Here is a 25,969-nt window from a genome sequence, read left to right as displayed (position 1 = left end):
GGCCGCTGACGGCGGTCGGGTGACGCAACCCGGGCGGCCCCCGCTCCTCCCGTGCGCGGCAATGCGAAAATGGTCAACGGCGTTGTTCTGGCGCTGAGTTGATTGGCTGGAGGGAGATCGTCTGTGGAGAGCAGTGGTGGGATAGGTGGGGTGCCGTTGGTGCCGATGCACTGTCCGCGGGGCAAGGGGGTGCTCGGGCCGCCGTTTCTTTCCGCGTTGCGGACGGGGACGCCGGTGTGGGTGGTGCAGCGGCACGCGGATGTGCGGCAGATGCTCGCCGACTCCCGGTTGAACCGGGCCCATCTCTATGACGCCGACGCGCCGGCGCTGACGCCGTATCCGAATCTGATGGACAACCCCGACGTTCTCAACAACACCGACGGCGTCGAGCATCAGCGGCTGCGGCGGACCGTCAGTCGGGCGTTCACTCCCCGGGCCATCGCGCGGTGGCGGCCGTGGGTCGCCTCGGTGGTCGACGAGTTGATCGACCGGCTGGTCGAGGGGGATCGGCCGGTGGACCTCGTCGAGGGCTTCGCGCGGGCGTTGCCCGTCGCGGTGTTCAGTCGGCTCATGGGGCTCGACGATCTCGACCACAAGCGGCTCGCCTACTGGGGCGACCACGCCTTCGCCACCACGGCCTTCCCGTCCCAGGACGTGCAGGACGCCCTCGCCGACTTCGTCGCCTTCGGCGGCGAGCTGCTGGTGGAGCGGCGCGCCCGTCCCGGCGAGGACCTGGTCAGCTCGCTCATCCAAGCCGCCGACCAGGACGGTGAGATGACCGAGGAGAAGATCGTCGGGCTGGTCGTCCTGCTCGTGATCGCCGGGCACGAGGTCACCACCACCGTGCTCGGCAACACCCTGGTCTATCTGCTGACCGAAGGGCGCGACACCTGGCTCGAGTTGGGCCGGGACGAAGCCAAGGCCCCGGCCGCCGTCGATCAGTTGCTGCGGGGCATTCCGATCAGTGACCTGGACGTGCTTCCGGGGTTCCTGCGGCGGGCCACGGAAGACGTCGAGATCGGCGGGGTGTTGATCCCGGCGGGCAGCGTGGTCGCGGCGGACACGATGACCGCCAGCGTGGACCCCGAGGTGTATCCGCAGGACTGGCGCGACCAGCCGTTCAGCCCGCCGGGCACCATGCATCTGGCCTTCGGGGCCGGCCCGCACTACTGCCTGGGCGCGTGGCTCGCCAAGATGGAGATGGAACTCGCCCTGCACAAGCTGCCCCAGCGGCTGCCCGAACTGCGGCTCGCCGTCGCCACCGAGGACATCGACTGGCGGCAGGGGCTGCTCACCCGCAGCCCGCAGACCCTCCCCGCCACCTGGTGAGGTAGCCGGGAAGGAGCCTGCGGACGGCGTCGTCAGCGGTGTTCGGCCAGGAAGTCCAGGATGTGGCCGAACACGTCGAGGGCGGCGCCTCGTCCGATGAACGTGTCCAGATGGCCGTAACCGGGGATCTCCCGGTAGGTGACGTCCAGTTGGGGCTGGCGGTGGGTGAGGACGTCGTGGCAGAGCTTCTGGGAGTCCAGCCACAGGCCGTTCGCACTGCCGGCCAGGAGCAGCACCGGGGTGTCGATGCGGGCCGCCGCGTCCAGGGCGTTTTGCGGCAGCGACCGGTAGCGGTGGTCGGTGTCGTGCCAGCGCACCACACTCCGGGCCAGCTCGATCCGGCGCAGATGCGGCACGATCCACAGCGGCGCCGGGCCGAGCAGCTCGGTGAGCCGGTGATGGGTCGTCTCGGACAGATGGCTGTGGACGAAGAGCGAAGCACCCATGCCCCAGGCCGAGTTGTGCAGCATCTGGCACGTCGGGTCCGGGCAGTCCGCCTTGCGGGAGGCCAGCGCGAACAGCGGGGTGTACTTGGACCGGAAGCCGACCTTGCGGAAGTCGACCGGCACATGGTCCATCCGGTTCTTCAGCAGCTCGTTCGCCACCGACATCGCCAGCGACGTACGCCCGCCGAGCTTCGGCGTCAGGAACACGCCCTGCGAGACCACGCCCGCGAGCCCCGGCACCAGGCCCGCCGTCATGCTCATCGACAGCGTCAGCGAGCCGATGCAGTGCGCGACGACGAACAGCGGCCGCTCACCGATGCGTTGCCGGATATGGGCGACGGCCTCGGGGATGTCGTACAGGGCGACGTCGTCGTACGTGTACTTCCTGCCGGTCTCGTTGTACGGCAGCCGGCAACTGCCCCGCCAGTCCAGGAGCCACGGCTCGTAGCCGTCGTCCAGGAGGCTGTCGACCAGGTTGCGGGTCTCGGGCAGCAGGAACATGTCGGCGGACGCGGTGTGTCCGTGCAGCAGCAGGACGGCGGGGCGGTCCTCCTCGCCGGTCCTGATGCGGGTGAGGCCGAGCCGGACGCCGTCCGAGGTGTGGAACGGGATCTCCTCGACGGCCGCGGGGTCGAGCCGGTGGTACAGGGGACGCAGGGTGGCGCCCGTGCGGACCTTGCGCAGCGCCGGCCGCCCTGTCTTGGTGGACTTGGTGGTCCTGCCGAACATCATCGGTTGCGCTCCGTAAGGGTGGGGTTGCGGCGCAGGTCGAGCAGGTCCGCCGCGGCGCGGGTGAAGGGACCGAGCATGCCGCGGCCCATTTCCATGCCGAACCAGGCCAGCCAGGTCAGCTTCGCGGCCCGCTTCTCCCGGCCGGTGAGCCGCGGGTCGACCCTGATGCCGTCGATCTGGTCGCGTACGTAGCTGTCGGCGGGGACGACGACCTCACCCGCGTACCGCGCGGGCTCGCCCTCCGGGCCGATCTCGACGCTCAGCGCGCGGGTCTGCCGCCACAGGTCGCGCCGGGCGCGGGCGAACTTACGGCCCTCCAGCCACCAGGTGCCGCCGTCGGCGTCGCGCAACCACAGCCGGTAGAGCAGGAGTTGGTGGCGCAGCCCGTCCTCCAACGGGATGCCCTCCTCCGGGCGGACCCAGATGTCCCCGTGCTGGATCACGAGCGGTTCGGCGTGCAGGGCCGGACAGGTCAGCTCCCCGGCGACGTCGATCCGGCGGTCCTTCACCAGCTGGTACATGCTCGCGATCGAGAGCGTGAGAGCCATCGAGCAGGGGACGGTGGCGGGGGCGGGTTCGCCGGCCGGGCCGACCGCCCCGACCGTGCCCTCGGTCGTCTCCGAGAACCACAGGTACGGCTGGTCGTCCTTGTGCGGCAGCCGGGACAGACCCGTGCTCGCCAGCCGCTCGAACGTCCTGAGCTGGGCCTGGGTGTCGTAGCGGGCCGCGGCCGGAAGTTCCAGCGCCTCGACCAGCGCGGCGGTGCGCTCGTCGGTGGCCGCCGGTCCCTTCAGCGTGGCCTCGCACAGCTTCAGCGCCGTGGGGCTCTCCAACACCCGGGTGAGGAAGCCCAGTTCGGGGACGGGCTCGGCCTGGAGACGGGCCAGCGCGTCGACGCGCCACTCGTCCCAGTCCTGGACGCGCACGTTCATCCCGCCGAGCGCCATGTCCTGTACGACGTCGTCCAGCGTGTTGGGCACACCGGTGAGGTTGTAGTCGTAACCCCAGGCGTCCGGTTCGCAGACGACGGCGACCGCGACGCGGCTCACCCAGTCGACGGGGGCCGCGTTCAGGTAGCGGAAGGCGGGCACGGTGCGGAAGCGGGCGAACGCCGAGATCAGACCGCTGCTCAGGTCCTGGGAGTTGAACGCGCCGGTGACGGTGTGCCCGCCGATGCCGCCCGGCCGCATCGCGCTGACCACCAGACCGTGGTCGCGGGCCCGGCGCAGGGCGACCTCCGCCGCCCACTTCGTCTGGTCGTAACCGGAGATGAGGCGGTCCGCGTGGGCGAGCGGGTCGTCCTCGCCCATCGCGGTGATGCCGACCTCGTTGAAGACGGCGATGGACGAGATGTGGTGCAGCGGCTTGGGGCGGCCGGTCGACGCCAGTTCGGCCAGGGTCAGCGCGCCGAGGACGTTGCTCTGCCGCAGCGACTGGTAGCCGCGCAGGAAGTCCACGGCCGCGGCCACGCCGACGACGCTGTCCAGCTCGTGGGCGAGGGTGTTCCACACCTCGTCGGAGAGACCGAGGTGCGGGCGGCGGATGTCGCCGGGCAGGACGGTCACCCGGCGGCGGATCTCGGCGGACCACGGCAGCTCGTAGCTGCGCAGCGCCTCGCCGAGCCGGGCGAGCGCCGCCTCCTCGTCGGCGGCGCGGACCAGGCAGTAGACGTGCGCGTCGCTGTGCCGCAGCAGGTCCAGCAGCATGTGGCCGCCGAGGAAGCCGGTCGCGCCGGTCAGCAGGATCCGGGTGGGCGGCAGCGGCTCGGGGACGTCGGTCCACGGGAGCCGGTCGGCGAGGGAGAGGTCGGCGAGGATCTGGTCCAGATCCTCGGCGCGGGCCGTGGTGACGGGGGAAGCGGGGGCCGCCTGGGTGCGGGGGACCGGGAGGGGCGCGGCGGGGGCGGGTGTTGTGGCGGGGGGTGCCGTGGTGCCCAGCCAGCGGGTGGCGAGGGTGCGGGGGCGGGCGTCGGCGAACACGTCGTCGAGGGCGATCTCCATGCCCAGTTCGCGTTCGAGCGTGGCGACGAGTTCCACCGCGTGGACGGAGGTTCCGCCCGCGTCGAAGAAGTCCGTGTCGGGTGACAGGTGCCCGTCGGGTACGTAGCGGCCCGCCTCGGCGGCGATGGCGGCGGCCAGACCGTCCACGGTCCGCGGGGTCCGCACGGCCGGGTGTGCGGCCGGGTGGGCGGGCGGCTCTGACGTGGGTGTGGCCATGACCTTGGCCAGGAGGTCGGTCACGCTGAGGCCGTTGCCGCCCCGCTCGATGGACTCGCCATCGTTCACCTCACGCATGGTGCGCTCTTCACGGTGTGTTCTTCCTTCACTGTTCGTCATCGGTTGGGTCACTGCCGCGGATACCGCTGCGGATACCGCTGCGGTTACTGCTGCTGCCAGGAGCGGAACGTCCGCAGGTGGTCCGGTGTCGCCACGAGGCCGAGGCTCTCGTCGTCCGCGTCGCCGCCGCCGAGGGCGGCGAGCAGCCGGCGGGCCGGTACGTTGCGCGGGGTGCGTTCGGCCGACAGGCGGATCTTCGAGCAGCCGAGTTCCCCGGCGCGGTCGGCCAGCCACCCCAGCAGCCGTTCCTCGACGCCTCGGCCGAGCGCCCGGCAGCTCATCGACCAGGCCAGGACGTCGAGTTGGTCGCCGTCGCGGCGGACGGCGAGGAGGGCGATCTGCCCGTAGTCGCCGAACCGGTCCCGGGCCGCCGCCGTCCAGACCTCGCCGGACTCCCGCCACCGCGCCACGTCGAGGCCGTCCTCCGAACGGGCCCGCATCGTGAACTGGTTGGTGCGGCGCACGAGTTGCTCGGCCCGCTGGACGTCGTCCTCCGTGACCTCACGGATGTCGACCTCCAGCTTCAATTCGGCGAGGAACTCCTCGAAGCCGTTCTCCTCGCGGGCCGCGTCGCGCTCCCGCTCCTGCGCGTAGAAGCCCGCCCGCAACGAGTCCTCCGCCGTGCCCGCCGGCGGCACCAGCGGCCACAACCGGCCGAGGAACTCGGTCAGTTCGGACGCGGGCGGGCAGGTCACGGACAGCACCTCGGGCAGCGCGGCGCGCACGCCCGCGATCTCGACGGGGTTGTCGTCCAGGAACAGGAAGCTGTCCACGCCGACGTTGAGGTCCCGCGCCGCCCGCGCCAGCCGGCCCGACTTGGGACCCCAGGTCGCGGAGAACGCGCTGAAGTGCTCCGCCTTGAGCAGGCTGTCCGGACGGTCGAGGACGGCCCGTACCGTGGCCTCGTCGTTGTTGCTGACGAGGGCCAGCAGGACGCCCGCCGCCCGCCACTGGAGCAACCGGCGGGCCAGGAGCGCGCGGGGGCCGGTCAGGTCCACGGCCTCCGGGCCGATCTCGCCGGCGACTCCGCCCCACAGGGTCTCGTCGCCGTCCACCGCGATGACCTTCGGCACGGGACGCCGTACCGCTCGTACCGCCTCCGCCAGGGTCAGGGCCACCGCCGCCTGGAAGGGCGGGCTGAAGGGGAGGTGGGCGAGCCGGTCGGTGCCGGTGTCGAAGGGCTCCTCCACGGTGTGGTGCCGGGTCCAGTCGCCGGGGCGCAGCACCGCGATGCCGGGCGTCTCCGCCAGCTCGTCGGCGACGTCCTGTTCCCAGCGGGCCAGGCGCTCGTCCGGGGCGGCGGTGGGCGGGAAGCCGACGATCAGGGGCTTGCGGGTGCGTTCGGCCAGGGAGCGCAGGGCCGCCGGGTACTGGGTGCGCAGGTCGGCGAGGAGCGTGTCGTCGACCGGGCCGAAGCGCTCCAGGTCCGTCGCCCGCAGCAGGACGACGCCCACCGCCGCCGACGGGTCGGCGAAGACCCCGGCGGGGTCGTGCAGGCTCGCCAGCACCTGGTGGTACGGGGCTTCCGCGACCGTCACGGAGGCGTCGCCCGGTGCCCCGTCACTCAGCGCCGCCTCGCACATCAGGGGGAGGTTGCCCAGCGCGAAGGTGGCGGCGAGGGCGAGTCCGAGTCCGCGTTCGAGTCCGACGGGCGGGCTCGGGGGCGGTGTCGGGCGGACGGGGGCGGTGGGGTCGTCGACCGTCTCCGTGAGCAGGCGCACGAAGTCCTCGCCCAGTTCGGCGGTGGCCGCCGCGTCGAGGATGTCGAGGTTGTGGTCGAAGCGGATCCAGCGCCCGTCCGGGAACATCGTGATCATCAGGTCGAGGTCGGAGTAGCCCGTCCCGACCGGCAGGACGGCGAGGTTCTCGAGCCGGCCGCCGCCCGCCGCCCGTACGAAGTTGAAGTACACCTCGACGAGCGGCGCGGCCGGCCGGTGCAGGCCCTGGCGGGCGAGGGTGGGCAGCACGTCGGAGAACATCGCGCCCCGCGCGAGGACCCGGTTCAGCCGGCCGTCCGTGCGGCGCAGCACCTCCTCGACGGGTTCGTCGCCGAGTGCCTGCGCCGGGAACGGCACCGGCACTCCGAAGAAGCCGACCGCGTCGTAGGCGTCGGCGTGGATGCGGGTGTCCACGGGGACGGCGAGCACGAACCGCTCCTGCTGCCGCCTGCGCGCGAGGAGCACGGTCAGGGTGCCCAGGCAGAACGCGGCGGGCGTGATCGCGAGCCGGCTCGCCCGCTCCGACACGCGCTCCATGAGCCCGTCGGGGATCGCCACGGTCACGCTGCCGGCCCGGAAGGAACGGGTCTGCGGGCGTGGCCGGGACAGTTCCAGGTCGAGGCGCGAGCTGCCTTCGAAGGCCGCGCGCCACTCGGCGGCGGCAGTGGCAGCGGCAGCGGCCTGGCCATCGGCGGCCCCGGCCGGTGGTGTCTGCTGGGCCTCGATGAGGAGGTCCAGGTCGCGGTTGGTGACGGTGCCGGGCAGCGGGGTGCCGGACAGTTCGGCGTCGATCTCGGCCGCGACGAGCAGCAGCGACTGGAGGTCGCTCACCGCGTGGTGGCCGCCGAAGACCAGGATCTGGCCGCCGCCGTTGCTGTCATCGCCGCCGTGACCGCCGTCGAGCAGCTCGAAACGCCAGAGTGCGGGGACGGTGAGGTCGAACGGGGGCTCCAGCAGCTCCCGCAGCCGCTCACCGGCGTCCAGCGCACCGGTGACGACGGTGTCCACCGGCGTCCAGCGCAGCAGCGGGCCCGCCGGGTCGCGGTCCACCCGCAGTTGGCGTTCGCCCTGCGGGCCGGTGACGATCGCCGTGCGCAGCGCCGCGTGGCGTCCGGCCAGCCGGGCCAGGATCGCCGTCAGCGCCTCGGCGGTGGTGGGCGTGGCGAGGCGGACGGCCATGCCGATGGCGTGCGCGGCGCTCGGGACGCCCTGCTGGGCGGTGCGCAGCAGGCGTACGACGTCCCGGGTCGCGGGGCGCAGTTCGGTCGCGGCGACTTCGGGGGCGGGGGTTTCGGGGGCGGCCGCCGGGCCGCTCGTCTCCGCCGGGCCGGTGCGCTCCGGCAGGGCCTCGCCCACGGTACGGGCGAGAGTGCGGATGTCGGCGGACCCGAACACGGCCTCGGCGGGCAGATGGACGCCCAGTTCGCGGGCGAAGACGTTGCGCAGCCTGACCAACATGAGGGAGTCCAGGCCCAGTTGCTTGAGGGCGGTGGTCGGGGACGGTTCCGCGGCCCCGCCCGCGACCTCCGCGACCCTGGCCGCCACGTACGCCTCGAGGCGTACGGCGCGGTCCTGGTCCGTCGTGGCCGCGAACACCCTCTCCGCCAGGTGGTCCGAGCCGGTGGCGTCGCCGGTGGAGACGGTGACGACGTCGCCGAGGATCGGGCGGGTCCGGATCAGGTCCGGGTCGAGGGCGAGGGTCTCCCAGTCCAGGGCGACGGGGGCGAGTTGGCGGCGGGTGGAGTTCAGGACCCGCTCGAACAGCTCGCCGCCGTCCTCGGGGGAGAAGCCCTTCAGACCGGACCGGCTGGTCGAGGCGGCCCGGGTGTCGGACTCGGCGACCATGCCGACGCCGGTCCACGCGCCCCAGTCGAGGCTGAGCGCGGGGCGTCCGGTGCGGGAGAGGTGGTGTGCCCAGGCGTCGAGGAAGGCGTTCGCCGCCGAGTAGGGGCTCTGGCCGGGCGAGCCGAGCAGACCCGCCACGGAGGAGAAGAGGACGAGGGTCTCGGCCTCCGGGATCAGTTCGGTGAGCAGGGCGGTGCCCAGGACCTTGGGCGCGAGGACCCGCAGGACCCGCTCGTCGGTCAGATTGGGCACGGTGGCGTCGTCCAGGACACCGGCCGCGTGTACGACGCCGGCGATCGGGCCGAGCCGGGTGCGGGTGGCGGCCAGCGCGGCGGTGAGACTGTCGCGGTCGGCTACGTCGGCGCGGGCCAGGTGCACGAGGACGCCGCGCTGTTCGAGGGCCGCGATCCAGCGCGCCGCCTCCGGCGCGGGCGTACCCCGGCTCAGCAGGGCCAGACGGCGGACACCGCGCCGGACCAGCCGCTCGGCGACGACCCGGCCGAGCCCGCCCAGACCACCGGTGACGAGATACGCGCCGTCCGGGCGGATCGGTGTCGCCTTGCTGTTGCTGCCGCCGTCACCGTCACCGTCACCGTCGGTGTCGGCGTCGGGGCGGGTGGGGGCCAGGCGCGGTACCAGGCGGCCGGTGTCGCGCAGGGCGACGAGGCGTTCGTCGTCCGCGTGCCGGAGCTGTGTCCACAGGGCGTCGATACCGCTGTCCGTCGTGCCGTCGGACGGCAGGTCGATCAGCGTGGTCGACAGTTCCGGGTACTCCTGGGCCACCGCGAGGCCGAAGCCCCAGGCCAGGGCCTGCTGCGGGGAGGTCACTTGCGTGCTGTCACCGGCGGCCTGGCTGCCGCGTGCGACCACGAACAGGCGGGGCGAACGGCCGCGCGGGCGTTCGGCGAGCGCCCGCACGAGGTGCAGGGTGCCCAGGACGGCCAGCCGGGCCGCCTCCGCCGCCGTGTCGGCCGCGTCGACGGCCGGGGCGTCGAGCGCGGACAGCAGGACCACCCGCTCGGGCAGTCCGCCGTTCTGCCCGCCACTCTGTCCGGCGTCCGGGAACGCCTCGTCCAGCAGGCGAGACACGTGCTCGGGGTTCACCGGGTCGAGGACGTAGCGGCCGGGTGCCTCGGCCGTGAACGCCGTACCCCTGCGGGCCACGACGTGCGGCAACTCGCCCAGCCGGGCGGAGAGTTCGGCGGCGACGCCGGTCTCGTCGGCGACGATCAGCCACGGGCCGCGGGTCGGCGGCTCCTGGGCGGCGGGGCGGGGCTGCCAGCGGACCTCGAAGAGGGCGTGGTCCAGCGGGGACAGCGACGCCAGCCGGAAGCCCTCGATCTCCAGGACCGGGCGCTCCTCCTTGTCCAGCAGGGAGACGTCCAGGGTGACGCTGTCGCCGTCCACGGCGCGCAGCCGGCAGGCCGTCCAGACCGGTGCGGTGCCGAGGCCGGTGAAGCGGAGCCGCTCGAACCCGGCGGGCACGAACGGCCTGCCGGACGGTGTGTCGCCGGGCAGCGCCATCACATGGAACGCGGCGTCGAGTAGCGCGGGGTGCACGAGGTGCCCGTCGAGCGGCCGTTCGGCGAGGCGGGCCAGGGCCTGCCGGGGCGCGGCACGGCCGTCCAGGAGACGGCGGAAAGCGGGGCCGTAGTCGAGACCGGCGGCGGTGAAGCGGGCGTAGACGGCGGACGTCTCGACGGAGTCGGCGCACTGCTCCCGCAGGGCGGCCGGGGCCAGCCCCGGGAAGTCAGCGAGGTCTGCGGTGGTCGTGGGACTGTCTGCGGGGGCCGGGCCGACGCGGCCGGTGACGTGCGGGGTCCACGGGCCGGGCCGGCGGACCCCGGCCGGTGCGGACGGGCGGGAGGCGATGGTGAAGCCGCGCAGACCGTCCTGTCCCGTCTCTGCCGCCTCTGCCTTCTCTGCCTTCTCCGGTCGCAGGATCAACTGGAGTTGGACCGGTCGGTCGGCGTCCAGCCGCAGCGGCTCCATGAACCCGACGTCGGCCAGGCGCAGTTCGCCGCCGTCCTGGAGCGTGGCCGCCGCTTCGAGCGCCATCTCCAGGAACGCGGCGGCCGGCAACCAGACCTCACCGGAGACCCGGTGGTCGGCGAGATAGCCGAAGCGGGCGTCGCGCAGGTCGATCACCGTCTGGAAGACGTGCCGGTCGGGTTCGTCGCTCGGCTCGACGTGCGTGTCGACGAGGGGTGCGCCACTGGACCCGGCGGTCAGGGCGGGAGCCAGGTCCGTCCAGTGCCGTTCGGGGGCGAAGGGGTAGGTGGGCAGGTCGGCGCGGTGGCCGGTGGGGAACATGACGGACCAGTCCGGGGTGTGCCCGGCCGTGTACAGCCGGCCGGTCTGGCGCAGCAGGTCCGGCAGGCTGCCGCCGTCGCGGCGCAGCGAGCCGACCGTGACCGCGTCCACGCCCGCCGCGGCGGCGACCGCCTCGATCGACGCGGCCAGCGACGGATGCGGGCTCAGCTCGACGAAGTACCGGTAGCCGTCGTCCAGCAGGCGTCGGACGGTGTCGGCGAACCGCACCGGTTCGCTCAGGTTGGCGTACCAGTAGTCCGCGTCCAGCAGATCGCCGGGAACCGGCTCCGCCAGCACCGACGAGTACAGCGGGGTGTGCGCCCGGGAGGCGGTGACGTCGGCGAGCGCCGCCGTCAACTCCGTGCGAACGGCGGCCATATGGGGGCTGTGCGAGGCGAACGGGGTGCTCAGTCCATGGACCTTGACGCCCCGCTCCTCGCAGGACCGGCGCAGCTCCGCCAACGCGTCGACGTCGCCGGAAACCGCCGTGGAATCAGGGCTGTTGACCGCCCCGACGAACAACCGACCCTCGTACGGGCGGAGCAGTTCCGCCACTTCGGCCCGCGGGCGGTCCAGCGCCAGCATCCCGCCCTGCCCCACCAGCGGGGCCACGGCGGCGGCCCGCCGGGTGACCACGGCGACCGCGTCGTCCAGCGACAGCGCGCCCGCCGCATAGGCGGCGGCGATCTCGCCCAGGCTGTGCCCGACGACCGCGTCCGGAGCGACGCCGAGGGCGCGCCATACGGCGGCCAGCGCGGCGTTCACCGCGAACAGCACCGGCTGGAGCACCTCGGTGCGGCCGAAGGCACGGTCGAAGTCGGCCTCGGCCTGCGCCGAGCCCAGGACGTCGACGACCGACCAGCCGGCCTGTCGCCGCACCGCCTCGTCGATCCGGTCCAGCTCCGCCCGGAACACCTTCGAATCGGCCGCCAACTCCAGGGCCATGCCCGCCCATTGGCCACCGTGCCCGGAGAACACGTACGCGACCTTGCCCGTCATGTCGTCTCGTGGCGAGGCCAGTTGGGCCTGCCGGTTCGCCAACGCTTCGAGGCCCGCGAGGAGTTCGTCCCGGTCGGCCGCGACGACGGCCGCGCGCCGCGCGAAACCACTGCGGTGCCGGGCCAGCGTGAACGCCACGTCCGCGAGGGGCAGTTCGGCACCGGCGACGGTGACATGCTCGGCCAGCCGTCCCGCCTGCGCTTGGAGGGCGGTGTCGCTGCGGGCGGAGAGCACGAACAGCCCAGGTGCCGACCCAGGTGCCGACCCCGGTTCCGTTGCCGACTCCGAAGCGGGTGCGGCCGGCGGAGCCTCCTCCACGATCACATGGGCGTTGGTGCCGCTGATCCCGAAGGCGCTGAGCCCGGCGCGCCGGACCCGTCCGCCCTCCGCGACCGCCTCCGCAGGCCAGGCGGCCGGTTCCTGGAGCAGCCGCAGCCCGCTCTGCTCCCAGTCGACGTGCCGGCTCGGCGTGTCCGCGTGCAGCGTCCTCGGCAGGGTCTCGTGCCGCAGCGACTCGACGACCTTGATCAGCCCGGCGACGCCCGAAGCCGCCTGGATATGGCCGATGTTGGACTTCAGCGAGCCCACGTACAGCGGACGGCTCTCGCGAAGGTCGCTGTCGAACACCTCCGCCAGGGCGTTCGCCTCGATCGGGTCGCCCAGGGTGGTGCCCGTACCGTGCGCCTCGACGAAGTCGATGTCGTCGGGCGTCAGCCCGGACTGCTCCAACGCCCGCCGGATGACCTGCACTTGAGCCGGACCGTACGGGGCGCTGAGCCCCTGGCTGCGGCCGTCCTGGTTGACGGCCGTGCCGCGCAGCACGGCCAGCACCTCGTCACCGTCCCGCCGCGCGTCGCTGAGCCGCTTCAGGACGATCATCCCGACGCCCTCGCCCCACACGGCACCGTCAGCCTCGTCCGAGAAGGACCGGCAACGGCCCGACGGGGACAGCCCGCGCAGCCGGCTGAACTCGACGAAGATCTGCGGCGTGACCATCAGCGTCACACCGCCGGTCAGCGCCAGATCGCATTCGCCGGAGCGCAGCGCCTGCGCCGCCAGATGCAGCGCCACCAGCGACGACGAGCACGCCGTGTCCACCGTCAGCGCCGGACCGTGCAGGCCCAGGGAGTACGCGAGGCGGCCCGACGCCACACTCAGCGCGGAGCCCGTGCCGACGTAGCCGTTGAACTGGTCGAGCCGCGAACCGGCCAGGTACTCGCTGCCGAACATGCCGATGTAGACGCCGGTGGTGCTGCCCGCCAGGTCGGCGGGCACGATCCCGGCGCGCTCCAGCGCTTCCCACGCCGTCTCCAGGAGCAGCCGCTGCTGCGGATCCATGGCCGCCGCCTCCTTCGGGGTGATCCCGAAGAACGCCGCGTCGAAGGACTCGATCCCGTCCAGGAAACCGCCCTCTTGGCCGTACGACTTGCCGAGCGCGTCCGGGTCCGGGTCGTACAGCGTGTCCACGTCCCAGCGCTCCGCCGGGAACGGGCCCACCGCGTCCCGGCCCTCCGCGACCAGCCGCCACAGCCCGTCGGGGTCGCTGACACCGCCGGGCAGCCGGCAGGCCATGGAGACCACGGCCACCGGCTCGTCGGTCGTCGTCGCCGAAGCCGCCGTCCCAACGGCAGGCGGTGCGTGGGTTGTTGTACGGGGGCGTACGGCGTGCGAGGCCGTGGCCGGGAGGGTGCCCAGCAGATACTGGGCCAGTCGGGCCGGCGTCGGGTGGTCGAAGAGCAGTGTCGCCGGGAGCTTGCGGCCGAGGCGGGCGCTGAGGCGGTTGCGCAGTTCGACGGCGAGGAGCGAGTCGAGGCCGAGCTCGCGCAGCGGCAGGTCGGGGCGGACCGGGTCGGCGGTGCCCAGCTCCAGTACGCCGCTGACCTCCTCGCGGACCAACGCCATGATCTGCTCGGCCCGTTCGGGCTCGGGCAGCCGGTCCAGCCGGTCGACGAGCGTCCCCTCGGTCGGCTGGTCCGTGTGCGCGGTGCGGCGGACCGGGGCGGGCGCGGGGGCGAGGCCGCGCAGCAGGGGCGGGACGGCGGGGCCGGTGAAGCGGCTGGTGTCGAGCTTGACGGGGATCACGGCCGCGAGGCCGGTGTCGAGGGCGGAGTCGAGGAGCGCCAGGCCCTCTTCGGCGGTGAGCGCGCCGGTGCCGGCCCGGGCCAGGCGGCGCAGCTCCGCCTCGCCGAGGTGCCCGGTCATGCCGCCGGTCGGGGCCCACAGGCCCCAGGCCAGCGACAGCGCGGGCAGACCGGCCGCCCGCCGCCGCTGCGCGAGGGCGTCCAACGCGGCGTTCGCGGCCGCGTAGTTGGCCTGGCCGGCGTTGCCGATCACCCCGGCCAGCGACGAGAACAGCACGAACTGCGCGAGGTCGAGACCGGCGGTCAGCTCGTGCAGCACCAGCGCGGCGTCCGACTTGGGGCCCGTCACCGCCGCCAGACGGTCCGGGGTGAGGTGCTCGATCACGCCGTCGTCGAGGACGCCGGCCGCGTGGAACACCGCCGTCAGCGGGTGGTCGCCGGGTATGCCCGCGAGGATCGCGGCGACCGCGTCCCGGTCGGCGACGTCACCGGCCACCACGGACACCGTGGCCCCAAGTGCGCTGAGTTCCGTGGTGAGTTCGGGCATGCCGTCGGCCGCCGCGCCCCGCCGTCCGACGAGCAGCAGATGCCGGACGCCGTGCCGCGTCACCAGATGGCGGGCGGTGAGCCGGCCCAGGGTGCCGGTCGCGCCGGTGATCAGTACGGTGCCCCGCGGATCGAGCGCGGCGGGGATCGTGAGCACGACCTTGCCGAACCGACCCGCCCGGTTCGCGTGCCGGAACGCCTCCGGCGCGCCGCGCACGTCCCACACCGCGAGCGGCAACGGCGTCAACACGCCCTCGCCGAACAGCCGCAGCACCTCGGCGAGCATCTCCCGGACGCGCTCGGGCGACGCCTCCAGGACGTCCGCCACGCCGAGTTCCACGAGTCGGCCGCCGTCGGCCGGGGTACGCGAGGACACGAGCCGCGGCTCGGCCCCGAGATGCCGGGCGAGCTGCGCAGCCGCCGTACCCACCCCGTCATCGGCCGCATGGATCCGTACGGACTCACCGGCCCGGAGACCGGCCACGTCCACCAGGCCGTGGTACGCGGTCAGGTACGCCAGCGGCACCGACGCCGCCCGCGCGAACGTCCAGCCGACGGGGATCGGGGCCAGCGTGCGGTGATCGGCCACGGCCGACGGGGCGAAGGCGTGCGCGGGCACCAGGCCCATGACCCGGTCACCGGGCGCGAGGTCGGTGACGTCCGGGCCGGTCTCCGTGACGATGCCCGCGGCCTCCCGGCCGAGGGCCGTGTCCTGGCCGTCCTCGGCCCCGGCCTCGGTCTCGGCCTCGGCGAGGGTGATCGCCACGTCGTGCAGGCTCAGACCTGCGGCGCGTACGGCGATACGGACCTCGTGCGCGGCCAGGGGCCGGTCGGCGGTCTCGTACGGTACGAGCGCCAGGGCGTCCGGCGACGCGCCGCCGGTGGCCTGGAGCCGCCAGGACGACGATCCGTCGGCCGGGGGTACGAGCATTCCGCGCCCACTCAGGGCGGCCATCCGCGGCGCGAACAACTCACCGCCGCGCACGGCGAGTTGAGGCTCGCCTGTGGCAAGGGCGGCAGCGAGCGCCGACTCCGCCGCGCCCTGCTCGTCGTCGTCCACGTCGACGAGCACGAACCGGCCGGGGTGCTCCGACTGGGCCGACCGCACCAGTCCCCATACGGCGGCCTGGGCCGGGTCGGGGGCCCGGTCGCCGGGACCGGTGGTGACCGCGCCCCGGGTGACCAGCAGCAGCCGGGTGTCGGCGGCGAGGCAGGACTGCACGGCGGACAGCGCCTCGGTGAGGGTGGGGGAGGTGAGGACCGTCGCCGCCGAGGCAGTCGTATCCGGGGCGGCGGCTTCTTCCGGGGCGGCCGGCTGTACGGCCGTCCACTTCACCTCGTACAGCGAGTCGAGGCGGGCGGGCAGGGGGCCGTCCGTGGTCAGTTCCCGCAGGGTGAGCGCGTCGGCCGTGAGCACGGGCGCGCCCGTGGGGTCGGCGGCGAGGAGGTCGATCTCGTCGGGGCCGGTGCGGCGTAGCCGCAGCCGCAGCCGGGTCGCGCCCGTCGCGTGCAGCCGGACGCCGGACCAACTGAACGGCAGCATGACGCGGGTGTCGTCGTCGTGGTGTCCCACCCGCAGTGCGTGCAGGGCCGCGTCGAGGAGCGCGGGGTGCAGGCCGAAGCGGTCGACGCCGTCCACCTGTTCGGGGAGCGCGACCTCGGCGTAGAGGTCGCCGTCGCCCGACCGCCAGACGGAGCGCACCCCCTGGAAGGCGGGTCCGTAGCCGTAACCGGCCGCGCGGAACCGGTCGTACAGGTCGTCGACGGGGACCGGCAGGGCATCGGACGGCGGCCACTGACGCAGATCGTCGGTCGCTGTCTCCGATACGGCGGCGGGGGCCAGGGTGCCGGAGGCGTGGCGGGTCCAGGTCCGGGCGCGGTCCGGGGTGTCGGGGCAGGAGGAGACGGTGAGGGCGCGGCGGCCGTCCGGGTCGGGGGCCTCCGCCCACACCTGGATCCGTACGGCGTCGCCGGGGGCGAGCCGCAGCGGGGTGTGCAGGGTCAGTTCCTCGACGACCGGGCAGCCGACCCGGTCACCGGCGCGGATCGCCATCTCCGCGAAGGCCGTACCGGGGAGCAGGACCTCGCCGTGGACCGTGTGGTCGGTCAGCCAGGGCTGCGTCTCGGCCGACAACAGCCCGCTGAGCAGGCACTGTTCGGTCCCGGCGACCATGGCCGCGGCGGTCAGCAGGGCGTGCCCGGTGTCCTCAAGACCGGCCCCGGTGACGTTCGGGCCGCCGGCGGCCGTGGCGTCCAGCCAGTACCGGGTGTGCTGGAACGCGTACGTCGGGAGGTTGGCCGCCGGGCCGTCGGCGACCAGCCGACGCCAGTCCACCGGCCGTCCGTGGACGTGGAGTTCGGCGGCGGCGCGGTCCAGACAGGCCGACCCGTCCTCGTCCCGGCGCAGCGAACCGACCACGACCAGTTCCCGGTCGGCGCTCTGGGCGTCCACGGCGTCCGCGGCGTCCGCGGCGTCCTCGGCGATGGTCCGCAGGGCGGTGAGGAGGGCGGGGTGCGGGCTGAGTTCGACGAAGCAGTTATGGCCGTCGGCGATCATGCGCTCCACGGTGGGGGCGAAGCGGACCGGTTCGCGCAGGTTGCGGTACCAGTAGTCGGCCTCCAGCTCCTCGGTCACCGGCTCCCCGGAGACCGTCGAGTACCAGGCGACCGGGGTCGGGGTGGTCAGCACGCCGTCGAGTTCGGCGAGGAGCGTCTCGCGGACCGGCTCGACCTGGGCACTGTGCGAGGCGTAGTCGACGTCGATGCGGCGGACGAACACCTGCTGCCGGTCGAGGTCGGCGAGCAGGGCCTCCAGCGGCTCCACGGCACCGGCGATCACTGTCGACCGGCCGCTGTTGACGGCGGCGACGGAGACCCGGCCGCCGAACTCGGCGAGGAGCGCCGTGACTTCGTCGTGCGGCAGGGCCACGACGGCCATGGTGCCGGTGCCTGCCAAGCCGGTCAGGGCCTGGCTGCGCAGGGCGACCACGGCCGCCGCGTCGCTGAGGCTCAGCGCCCCGGCGACACAGGCGGCGGCCACCTCGCCCTGACTGTGCCCGATCACCGCGTCCGGACGTACCCCGCGCGAGCGCCACACGGCGGCCAGCGACACCATCACGGCGAACAGCACCGGCTGCACGACGTCGACCCGGTCCAGCGGCGGGGCGGCGGCGTCGCCGCGCAGGACCCGCGTCACCGACCAGCCGGTGAAGGGGCGCAGGGCGGCGTCGCAGCGGTCGAGTTCGTCCGCGAACACGGGGGAGCGGTCGAGCAGGTCGCGGGCCATCCCGGCCCACTGGGACCCCTGCCCGGGAAACACGAACGCCACCTTGCCGGGCGGGAGCACCCGACCGGGCCCGACCACCGACTCCGAGCCCGTGTCGGACCGGGCTTCGGCCAAGTCGTTGAGAGCGGCCAGCAGTTCATCGGCGTGAGCCGCCTGGACGACGGCCCGCTGCTCGAAGTGCGTACGACGCCGGCCCAGCGTCGCGGCCACTGCAGGGAGCGACGGCCGGGGTTCGGCGGCGAGCGCGTCCCGCAGCCGGGCGGCCTGCCCGCGCAGGGCGGGAAGGGTACGGGCGGAGAGTGGGAAGAGGAACGCGGCGGGCGGCGGGGTGCCGGGCTGCTCGCCGACGGCCGGTTCCCCCGCCCCGGCCACCGGCTGATCGGCCTCCGCCAGATCCTGCGGCGCTTCCTCCAGCACCACGTGCGCGTTCGTCCCGCTGATGCCGAAGGCGCTGACGCCCGCCCGGCGCACCCGGGCCTCGTCGCGCGGCCAGGGCTGCGCGCAACTCTGCACGCGCAGGCCGCTGTTGGCCCAGTCGACGTGGTCGGTCGGGGTCTCGGCGTGCAGGGACGGCGGGAGGGACTCCTTGCCGAGGGCCAGCACGGTCTTGATGACCCCGCCGATGCCCGCCGCCGCTCCGGTGTGCCCGAGGTTGGACTTCATCGAGCCCACACCGAGCGGGAGTTGGGCGGAACGGCCCGGCCCGAAGACCGCGGCGAGCGCCCGGCCCTCGATGGGGTCGCCGAGCTTCGTACCGGTGCCGTGCGCCTCGACGTAGTCCACGTCGTCCGGGGCGAGCCCGGCGGCGTCGAGGGCAGCGCGCAACACCCGTTCCTGGGCAAGGCCGTTGGGGGCGCTGAGCCCCTGACTGCGGCCGTCCTGGTTGATCGCGGAGCCCTTGACGACCGCGAGCACGCGATCGCCGTCCCGCCGCGCGTCGCCCAGCCGCTTGAGCAGCACGAGACCGCACCCCTCGGCCCACACCACCCCGTCCGCGTCGGTCGAGAACGGGCTGCACCGCCCGGACGGCGACAGCCCGCGCAGCCTGCTGAACTCGACGTGGCCGCGCGCCGAGACCAGCAGCGACGCGCCGCCCGCCAGCGCGAGATCGCACTCACCGGCGGCCAGCGCCCGCGCGGCCAGATGCAGCGCTACGAGCGACGACGAGCAGGCGGTGTCCACGGTCACGGCCGGTCCCTGGAGACCCAGCGTGTACGCGATCCGGCCGGACGCCACACTGGACGCCGAGCCCGTACCCACGTGCCCGTCGAGCTGGTCCAGCCCGGCCGCCGCCAGATATCCGCTGTCGTACAGGCCTACGTAGACGCCCGTGGAGCTGCCGTTGAGCGTTTCGGGGACGATGCCGGCGCGCTCGATCGCCTCCCAGGACGTCTGGAGCAGCAGCCGCTGCTGGGGGTCCATCGCGGCGGCTTCGCGGGCCGAGATCCCGAAGAACGCGGCGTCGAAACCGTCGACGTCGGCGAGGTAGCCGCCGCGCAGGCTGTACGCCTTCCCGGTGGCCTCCGGGTCGGGGTCGTACAGCCCCCGGGTGTCCCAACGCCCCACCGGTGCCTCGGAGATGACGTCCACGCCGGCGGCCAGCAACCCCCACAGGCGCTCGGGGTCGTCCGCGCCGCCGGGGAACCGGCAGGCCATGGATACGATCGCGATGTCGTCCGCGACGACGGACGCGCCGCCCGCCTGCGCCGACCTCATGCCCGCCCGCACGCCCACCTCGGCCCCGGCCGGGCCGTCGTCGAAGACGGCCTCGGCGATGGCCGCGATGGTGGGGTGGTTGTAGAGGAGCGACGGGTCGAGCGGGCGGCCGAGCAGCTCGGAGAGGCCTGCGGCCAGGGTGACCAACTGGCGTGATCCCAGGCCGAGTTCGGCGATCGGACGGTCCAGGTCGACGGCGTCGGGGTGGAGCGCCGCCTGCTCGGCGACGGCCGCCGCGAGCCAGCCGGACACGTCCTCGGCGGTCGTCGGGGTCGGTGCGGGGGAGGGCGTACGGGCTTCGGGCGCAGACATCTGGAAGGCGTTCCTCGTGAACTCGGGTCAGGTGCCTCGGCCGGGACGAGCAGGTCAGCACGTCCACAGGTCAGCAGGACACGCCGAGGCCGAGGTCAGGAAGACAGGTGCGTCCCCCGCCGGCGGGCGGCGGGGGACGGGAGCGTCACCTCGCGGCGGGCTCGTCCAGCACGGCGAGCGTGCCGCCGAGGTACGCCTCGCGGGTGGCCCGGCGCTGGATCTTCCCGCTGGACGTCTTGGGGATGGTGCCGGGGCGGACCAGGACGACATCGCGCACCGACAGCCCGTGCGCGTCGGCGACCGCGGCACGGACCCGGCCGACGATGCCACCGTGCTCGTCCGCAGCCTCCGCGGAATCCGCAGCAGCCTCCGGCGTCTCCACCGCCACCTCGGCGACGATGACGGGCTGTTCCCCATCCGCGCCGTGCTCGCCCGTCTCGACGGGGAACGCGGCGGTGCAGCCGGGCCGCAGGGCCGGGTGGGCCATCTCCGCCGAGAGTTCCAGGTCCTGGGGGTAGTGGTTGCGGCCGTCGATCACCATCAGGTCCTTCAGACGCCCGGTGATGAAGAGTTCCCCGTCGCGCAGGAAGCCGAGGTCGCCGGTCCGCATGAAGTGGGTGGAGTCGTCGTCCGCCAGGGTGGCGCGGAAGGTCTCCCGGGTCGCGAGGGCGTTGCGCCAGTAGCCCTTGGCGACGCTCGCGCTCGCCACCCACACCTCGCCGGTCTCGCCGTCGGCGAGCGCCTTGTGCAGCTCGGGTTCGGCGATCACCACGCGCATGCCGGGGCCCGGCCGCCCGGAGCCGACCGCCGCCGCGTCCGCGACCCCCGCGTGCGGTCCGCTCTCGGCCGCCTCGATCAGGGTCGGGCCCGCGCCGACGACACCGCCGGACACCATCAGCGTGGCCTCGGCCAGCCCGTAGCAGGGGTAGTGGGACCCGTGCCGGAAACCGGCGGCCCCGAACGTCTCGGTGAACCGGCGCAGGGTCGCGGCCCGCACCGGTTCCGCGCCGTTGAAGGCGACCTCCCAGCGGCTCAGGTCGAGGCGGCCGAGGAGTTCGGGCGTGGCGTGCTTCAGGCACAGCTCGTAGCCGAAGTTGGGGCCGCCGCTGGTGTGCGGGCGGTACTTCGTGACGGCCGTCAGCCAGCGCTCGGGCTTCTGGAGGAAGTGCAGGGGCGACATGAGCGTGGTGGTCGCGCCGAGGTACAGGGTGTTCAGGACGGGGAGGATGAGGCCCATGTCGTGGTAGACCGGCAGCCAGCTCACGAAGAGCTCGTTGTCGTGCGCGGCGATCGCGTCCGGGGTGTGCCCGAACCGCTCGGTGAGGACGCGCTCGTTGTCCACAAGGTTGCTGTGGGTAACCATTACGCCGCGAGGGGCGGAGGTGGAGCCCGAGGTGTACTGGAGGAAGGCGACCGAGTCGGCGGTGAGGTCGGGTGCGCGCCAGGCCGCCGCCAGGTCGTCCGGGATGTCCTCGGTGTCGACGCAGTTCAGCTCGGCCAGCTCGGGCAACTGCTCGGCCATGGCGGCGAGGGCCGCGGTGCCGCCTCGGCCGCTGAGGACGACCTTGGCCCCCGCGTCCGAGATCAGCCGCTTCATCCGGGTGAGCGCCCGGTGGTTCTGCGAGCGCCCCTGCGGGGGCACGCCGGGTACGGCGACGACGCCGGCCGCGAGGCAGCCCAGGAACCCGCCGATGAACTCGACGCCCGGCGGGTACAGCAGGATCGCGCGGGAACCGGCGAGGCCGCGCTCCTGTAGCCAGGCGGCGACGGCCCGGGCGCGGACGGCCAGCCGCGCGTACGTGATCTCGTGTATCTCCCCGTCGCTGTCACCCGTGGCCAGGTAGCGGTACGCGGTCCGTTCGGGATGCGCCGAGGCCTGGAGGGACAGTGAATCGACCAGGGAATGAACCATGTTTGTGCCACCCGTCTTGACCCGCGCTTGAAGTGCTCCTGCCACCCTTCATATTGAGTGGATCACTTGTCAACGCGACTTATCCGTACGGGAGCTGGGGGCATAAGTGCTTAACGAGAGCAAACCCGGCTGGCCGCGGAAGGGCGGAGTGAGGCATTCCCCACCGTGTGAAGTGGCGTTTCACGCAGAGGTAATTGGTGGACATGGCGGGCGTCACAGTGTGTGGTGTGTGGTGGGCGTTGAGCGGCAAATCACATGGACGGTCGACGAAGGAGTTCCGGTATGGCCGACGAGCGGACCCACCCCGAGCAAGTTCACCCCGAGCAAGTCCACTCCGAGCGAGTCCACCCAGAGCCGGTCCACCCCGAGTTGATCCGGGACGAGGATCCCTGGCAGTCCGACGGCGGCCGGCACGGCCCCGCGCATGTGCGGGTGTGGCGGACCTGGCCGGACCAGGTGATCGTGGTGCTCAGCGGCCGGGGTGCCGAGTACTACCCGGAGCGGGTGCTCCCGCTGCTTCGCGCCGAATACCCGGACGACACCGTCGAGTTCTTCCTCCACCGCCCCACGGACTGGGGCACCCTCGGCTACTACGCCGAGCTGACGCCGCACGCCGACGGCACGGTGTCCCGGACGGTCATCGCGGGCGACATCCTCGCCGCCCGCCTCGGCCCCGCCCTGTACGAGACCGAGGATCCGGACGACGAGTCGACCGGCTGGGGCGGCGCCTGAGCGACGCCGCCCCGGCGGTGGGGCCGACGGGATCAGCCCAGTTGCTTCGTCGCGGTGCTGTCGGGGGACCGCAGGGTCGTGACCGCGCCGATGGCGGCGGCCCCGCCCTTGTACAGCAGGAGCGCACCGGCGGCGTTGGTGGCGACGATGTCGGGGATCTTGTCGCCGCTGATGTCCGGGCTGCCGTAGAGCAGCGGGAACGCGGCCCGGGTCATCGTGCCGGAGACGTACGCGTTGTCGCCGTCCAGGCTCGCCGCCGCCGTGCCCAGACTGGTGAGGACTGTGCCCACCCCGTCACTGTCCAGGACCCCCTTGCGCAGCCAGACGTTGCCCGCCGAGGTGCGGTAGGTCAGGTCGGCGGCTCCGTCGTCGTTGTAGTCCGCGACGGCCACGAAGTCCCGGTCGGCGTCGGCCCAGGCGGAGCTGGTCAGCCGGGTCGCGGTGGCGAAGGTCCCGCCGCTGTACCCGGTGAACACCCACAGCTCGGCACCGCCCGCCCCACCGGCCACGAACAGCTCGGGCTGCCCGTCCCCGGTGATGTCCCCCGCCGACTTGATCTCCGAGAAGGTCGAGGGCGCGGGCGCGTTGGACGGCAGCCGCACCTCGACGCGCTTGCTCACGTCGATGGCCCCGTACCCGTCCCCGGCGTAGAGGAACAGCCGCCCCTCGGGGGTGCGCACGACCCAGTCGGTGACGCCGTCGCCGGGGGCGAAGTCGCCGTTGTGGGTGACCAGGGAGTACGTGCCGGTGCCGTTCCAGATGTGCGGGACGGTGGTGTCGTCGGCGAGCGGGGTCCCCTTGTCGTGCGTGCCCACGGTGCTCGCGATGAACGTGCCGTTCTGCGACAGCGACTCGATCCACAGGTTGCCGGCGGCGTCGACGCGACCGAAGTCGGCCGAGCCGTCGCCGTTCAGGTCGCCGGCGCCGTCCGCGGTCGAGCGGGGCGTGACGTAGAAGAAGTACTTGCGGGGGTTCGGCGAGGCGTTGCCGGCCGAGTCGAACTCCTTGACGTACAGGGTGTTCGGACCGGCGGACGGCGGCTGGACCGCGGTGACGGTGGCCGACTTGACGGGCGTCGTGCAGGACGCCGTGAGACCGCCCGTGGTGCCCTGCTTGCCGTTCGCGCAGACGTAACCGGCGTAACTGGTGGAGTTGATGGAGTAGGCGAACTTCACGATGTCGGTCTCGGAGGTGTCACCGACCGCGAAGGTGAAACTGCCCGCGTTGCCGAACGGCTTGGGCGACCAGACCTCGGGGTTGCCGTCCTCGTCCTCGTCACCGGGGAAGTCCGTCGAGACGACCGGCGCGGGCGAGTCGGGCAGGTCGGTGTCGTACACGAACCGGCAGTACAGCGTGCCGCCCGTCGGTGCCCAGGCACTGGCCGCGTCGGCGTCCCAGGCGCGCACCCGCCACTGGTAGGTGACGCCGTTGGCGAGCCCGGTGAGGGTCGCCGAGACGGCCGCGCCGCTGGTCGTCGCCCGCTTGTAGACCGTCTTCGCACCGGTGTCGGTCCGGGTGAGTTCGAACTCCAGCTCCTTCAGCACACCGTCCGGGTCGGTGGCCTTGCCGCTGACGGAGATGCTCGCCGACTTGCCGATCTTGATGTACGGGGACGTGCTCGTGTCGCAGGAGCCGGGGCTCATGGTGAGCGACGTCGGCGTGTTCGGCTTGCGGTTGTAGGTGATGGACAGCGAGGGCGAACCGCCGCCCTCCGCCTGGAACTTCTTCCAGGAGTACGTGTCCGTCTCCAGGCTGCTGGAGGAACCCGTCGGCGCGGAGGACGCCGTCGAGGCGACCAGGCCCACGTTGAAGTCGGTGCCGCCGCTGTTCGCGACGTCCTGGGCCAGCGTGGTGACGGTGAAGTTGACGTACGCGTTCGGGCAGGCGCTGTTGGACTTCCAGCCGTAGGCGAACGACTTGGACGTGATCTTCTTCTTCCAGTCGGGCTGGTTGTTCCAGGTGGTCTTGGTGCCGAACGGATCGGTGCGCCACACCTGCACGGTGCGCTTGCTGCACGACCAGGAGTGCGTCTCGAGGACCTTCAGGGTGGCCGAGGAGACCGTCGCGCCCTTGATCGCGCTCTTGATCTTCAGCTTGAAGAAGGACCGGGCGGTGCCCCAGGTCTGCTTCTCGAAACCGACGCGGGCTTCCTTCGTGTCCTCGTTGTAGTTCGCGCCGTCGTAGAAACTGGAGCCCGGGTAACGCTTGTAGACCGTCGTCCAGTTGGCGCGCACGCCGGTGGTGGACGGGTCGATGAACAGCGGGTACGTCAGGTTCTCGGTGGCGGTGAGGTACGTCTTCGGCGGGGTGACGGTCAGGACGCCGCCCTCGAAGCTCGCGGCCGCGGTGGCGGCGTGCGCGCCCTCGCCTGGGCCGTTCACGGCGGGCAGGGCGAGCGTGCCGTTCGCGGCGGCGGCCACCGCGGCTTCCACGATCTCCGGGTCCTCGTTGGTGCCGGTCGCGGCCTCCGGGTCGGCGGACTCCGCGGCCCCGCCGTCCGTGTCGTCCGTGCCGTCCGTGTCGTGCGTCCCGGCCGAGTCCCACAGGAACGGCGTGGGGGAGACGGCTATCTCCGCGCCCGCGCCGTCCTTGGCCGTCAGCACGTCGGTCGACGGGTCGAGGGAGAAGGTGAGGCTGTCGGAGGTCACCCGGTAGCGCGGCGGCGCGGCGGCCAACTGCGCGGCGGCTTCCGGCGTGTGCACGACCAGGACGTGCGTGAAACCGGTGTCGCGCGCCGACAGCATCAGGTCCACGCCGGGCAGGACACCCTCGTACAGCGCCCGGTTGTCCTCGACGACGGGCTCGGGCAGCGTGCCCGGCCAGTCGATGTCGATCTCGTGGCCGTCGGCGGTCATCGTCAGCAGCCGGGTCCAGGCCGTGTCGGCCGTCTCGGCCGCGTCGTCGACCTGCCGGGCACCGCCGCTCCCGGCCCCGGCCCGGAAGACGGCCGTCCGGACAGCGGAACCGGAGCCGGAGCCGGAGCCGGAGCCGGAGTCTGAGCCGGTGCCGGACTCGGGGGTGCGCGCCGCCGCCGTGCGGGCCGGGGCGCGGTCCGGGTCACCGGCCGCGAAGGTCACCGGGTAGGGGCTGTTGGCCGAGCGCCAGCCCTTGCCGCCGTCACCGTCACCGCCGTCGCCGTCGTCGTCCCGCTTCAGGGTGGTGTCGATCGGGGCCCACACGCCCTCGGCGTTCTTCGCGCGCACCGGCGCGACCGACGCCTCGTAGGTGAACGTCCCGTCGGCGTTGGCGTACGTCCTGGAGAACTCGTCGGTCAGCGTGGCGACTTCGACCTTCTTGCCGCTCGCGCGGGCCCGCCGCTGGGCCTCGTCCTCGTCGACCGGCCGCGCGGCCCGCTCGGCCTTGGCGTCGGCGGGGGCGTCGTCGTCGCGCAGGGTCAGCACGGCCGCGCCGCCGGCCAGCACGGCCAGGGCGACGGCGGCGGCCAGCATCGCGCGCCGGGCGCGCCGAACGGGCCGTCTGCCGGGCGGACTTGATTCCGGGGCGGTGTCGAGGTCGCTCAAGGGCCGTTCTCCAACGGGCTGGGCCGCCGTGGCGTCGGGCCGGGTGGCGGCAGGGCTCTTCCAGGGGTGCCCTCGGGCCTGGCGACAAGCCGTGACGAGCACGCGACGCGTCGGATTGGGCGGTTGGAGTATGAACAGCTACTCC

Annotated in this window: 7 protein-coding genes; 2 read left to right on the top strand and 5 right to left on the bottom strand. The window is 73.3% G+C overall.

Annotated features, from left to right (window positions below; all coding sequences use genetic code 11):
• Positions 1–216 precede the first annotated feature (216 nt).
• Complete coding sequence (locus BMZ82_RS25375) at positions 217–1,329, top strand: cytochrome P450 (RefSeq protein WP_256252096.1); 1,113 nt, start codon at positions 217–219, stop codon at positions 1,327–1,329.
• Between the two features lie 32 nt (positions 1,330–1,361).
• Here BMZ82_RS25375 and BMZ82_RS25370 read toward each other — a convergent pair whose 3' ends face one another.
• The 4 genes from BMZ82_RS25370 to BMZ82_RS25355 form a co-directional block, all read right to left on the bottom strand.
• Positions 1,362–2,507, bottom strand: coding sequence for an alpha/beta hydrolase (locus BMZ82_RS25370; protein WP_256252095.1), 1,146 nt, complete (start codon positions 2,505–2,507; stop codon positions 1,362–1,364).
• Complete coding sequence (locus BMZ82_RS25365) at positions 2,504–4,801, bottom strand: thioester reductase domain-containing protein (protein WP_093779649.1); 2,298 nt, start codon at positions 4,799–4,801, stop codon at positions 2,504–2,506. Before BMZ82_RS25365 ends, BMZ82_RS25370 begins: the two co-directional genes overlap by 4 nt.
• Before the next feature lie 86 nt (positions 4,802–4,887).
• Positions 4,888–19,659: a type I polyketide synthase gene (locus tag BMZ82_RS25360; protein WP_093779647.1), complete on the bottom strand. Its 14,772-nt coding sequence runs from the start codon at positions 19,657–19,659 to the stop codon at positions 4,888–4,890.
• 145 nt (positions 19,660–19,804) lie between these two features.
• Positions 19,805–21,571, bottom strand: coding sequence for a fatty acyl-AMP ligase (locus tag BMZ82_RS25355; RefSeq protein WP_093779645.1), 1,767 nt, complete (start codon positions 21,569–21,571; stop codon positions 19,805–19,807).
• 282 nt (positions 21,572–21,853) lie between these two features.
• Between BMZ82_RS25355 and BMZ82_RS25350 the strand changes: the two genes are divergently transcribed.
• Entirely contained in the window at positions 21,854–22,303 is a 450-nt protein-coding gene (locus BMZ82_RS25350; RefSeq protein WP_093779643.1) for a hypothetical protein, read from the top strand.
• Positions 22,304–22,335: 32 nt separating this feature from the next.
• On the opposite strand, the gene BMZ82_RS25345 is transcribed toward BMZ82_RS25350, so the two are convergent.
• On the bottom strand, positions 22,336–25,824 hold the full coding sequence (locus tag BMZ82_RS25345; RefSeq protein ID WP_143098911.1) for a DNRLRE domain-containing protein: 3,489 nt from the start codon (positions 25,822–25,824) through the stop codon (positions 22,336–22,338).
• Between the last annotated feature and the right edge of the window lie 145 nt (positions 25,825–25,969).

The organism is Streptomyces sp. yr375 (assembly GCF_900110755.1).
GTDB lineage: Bacteria > Actinomycetota > Actinomycetes > Streptomycetales > Streptomycetaceae > Streptomyces.
This window is presented reverse-complemented; position numbering and strand designations above follow the sequence as displayed.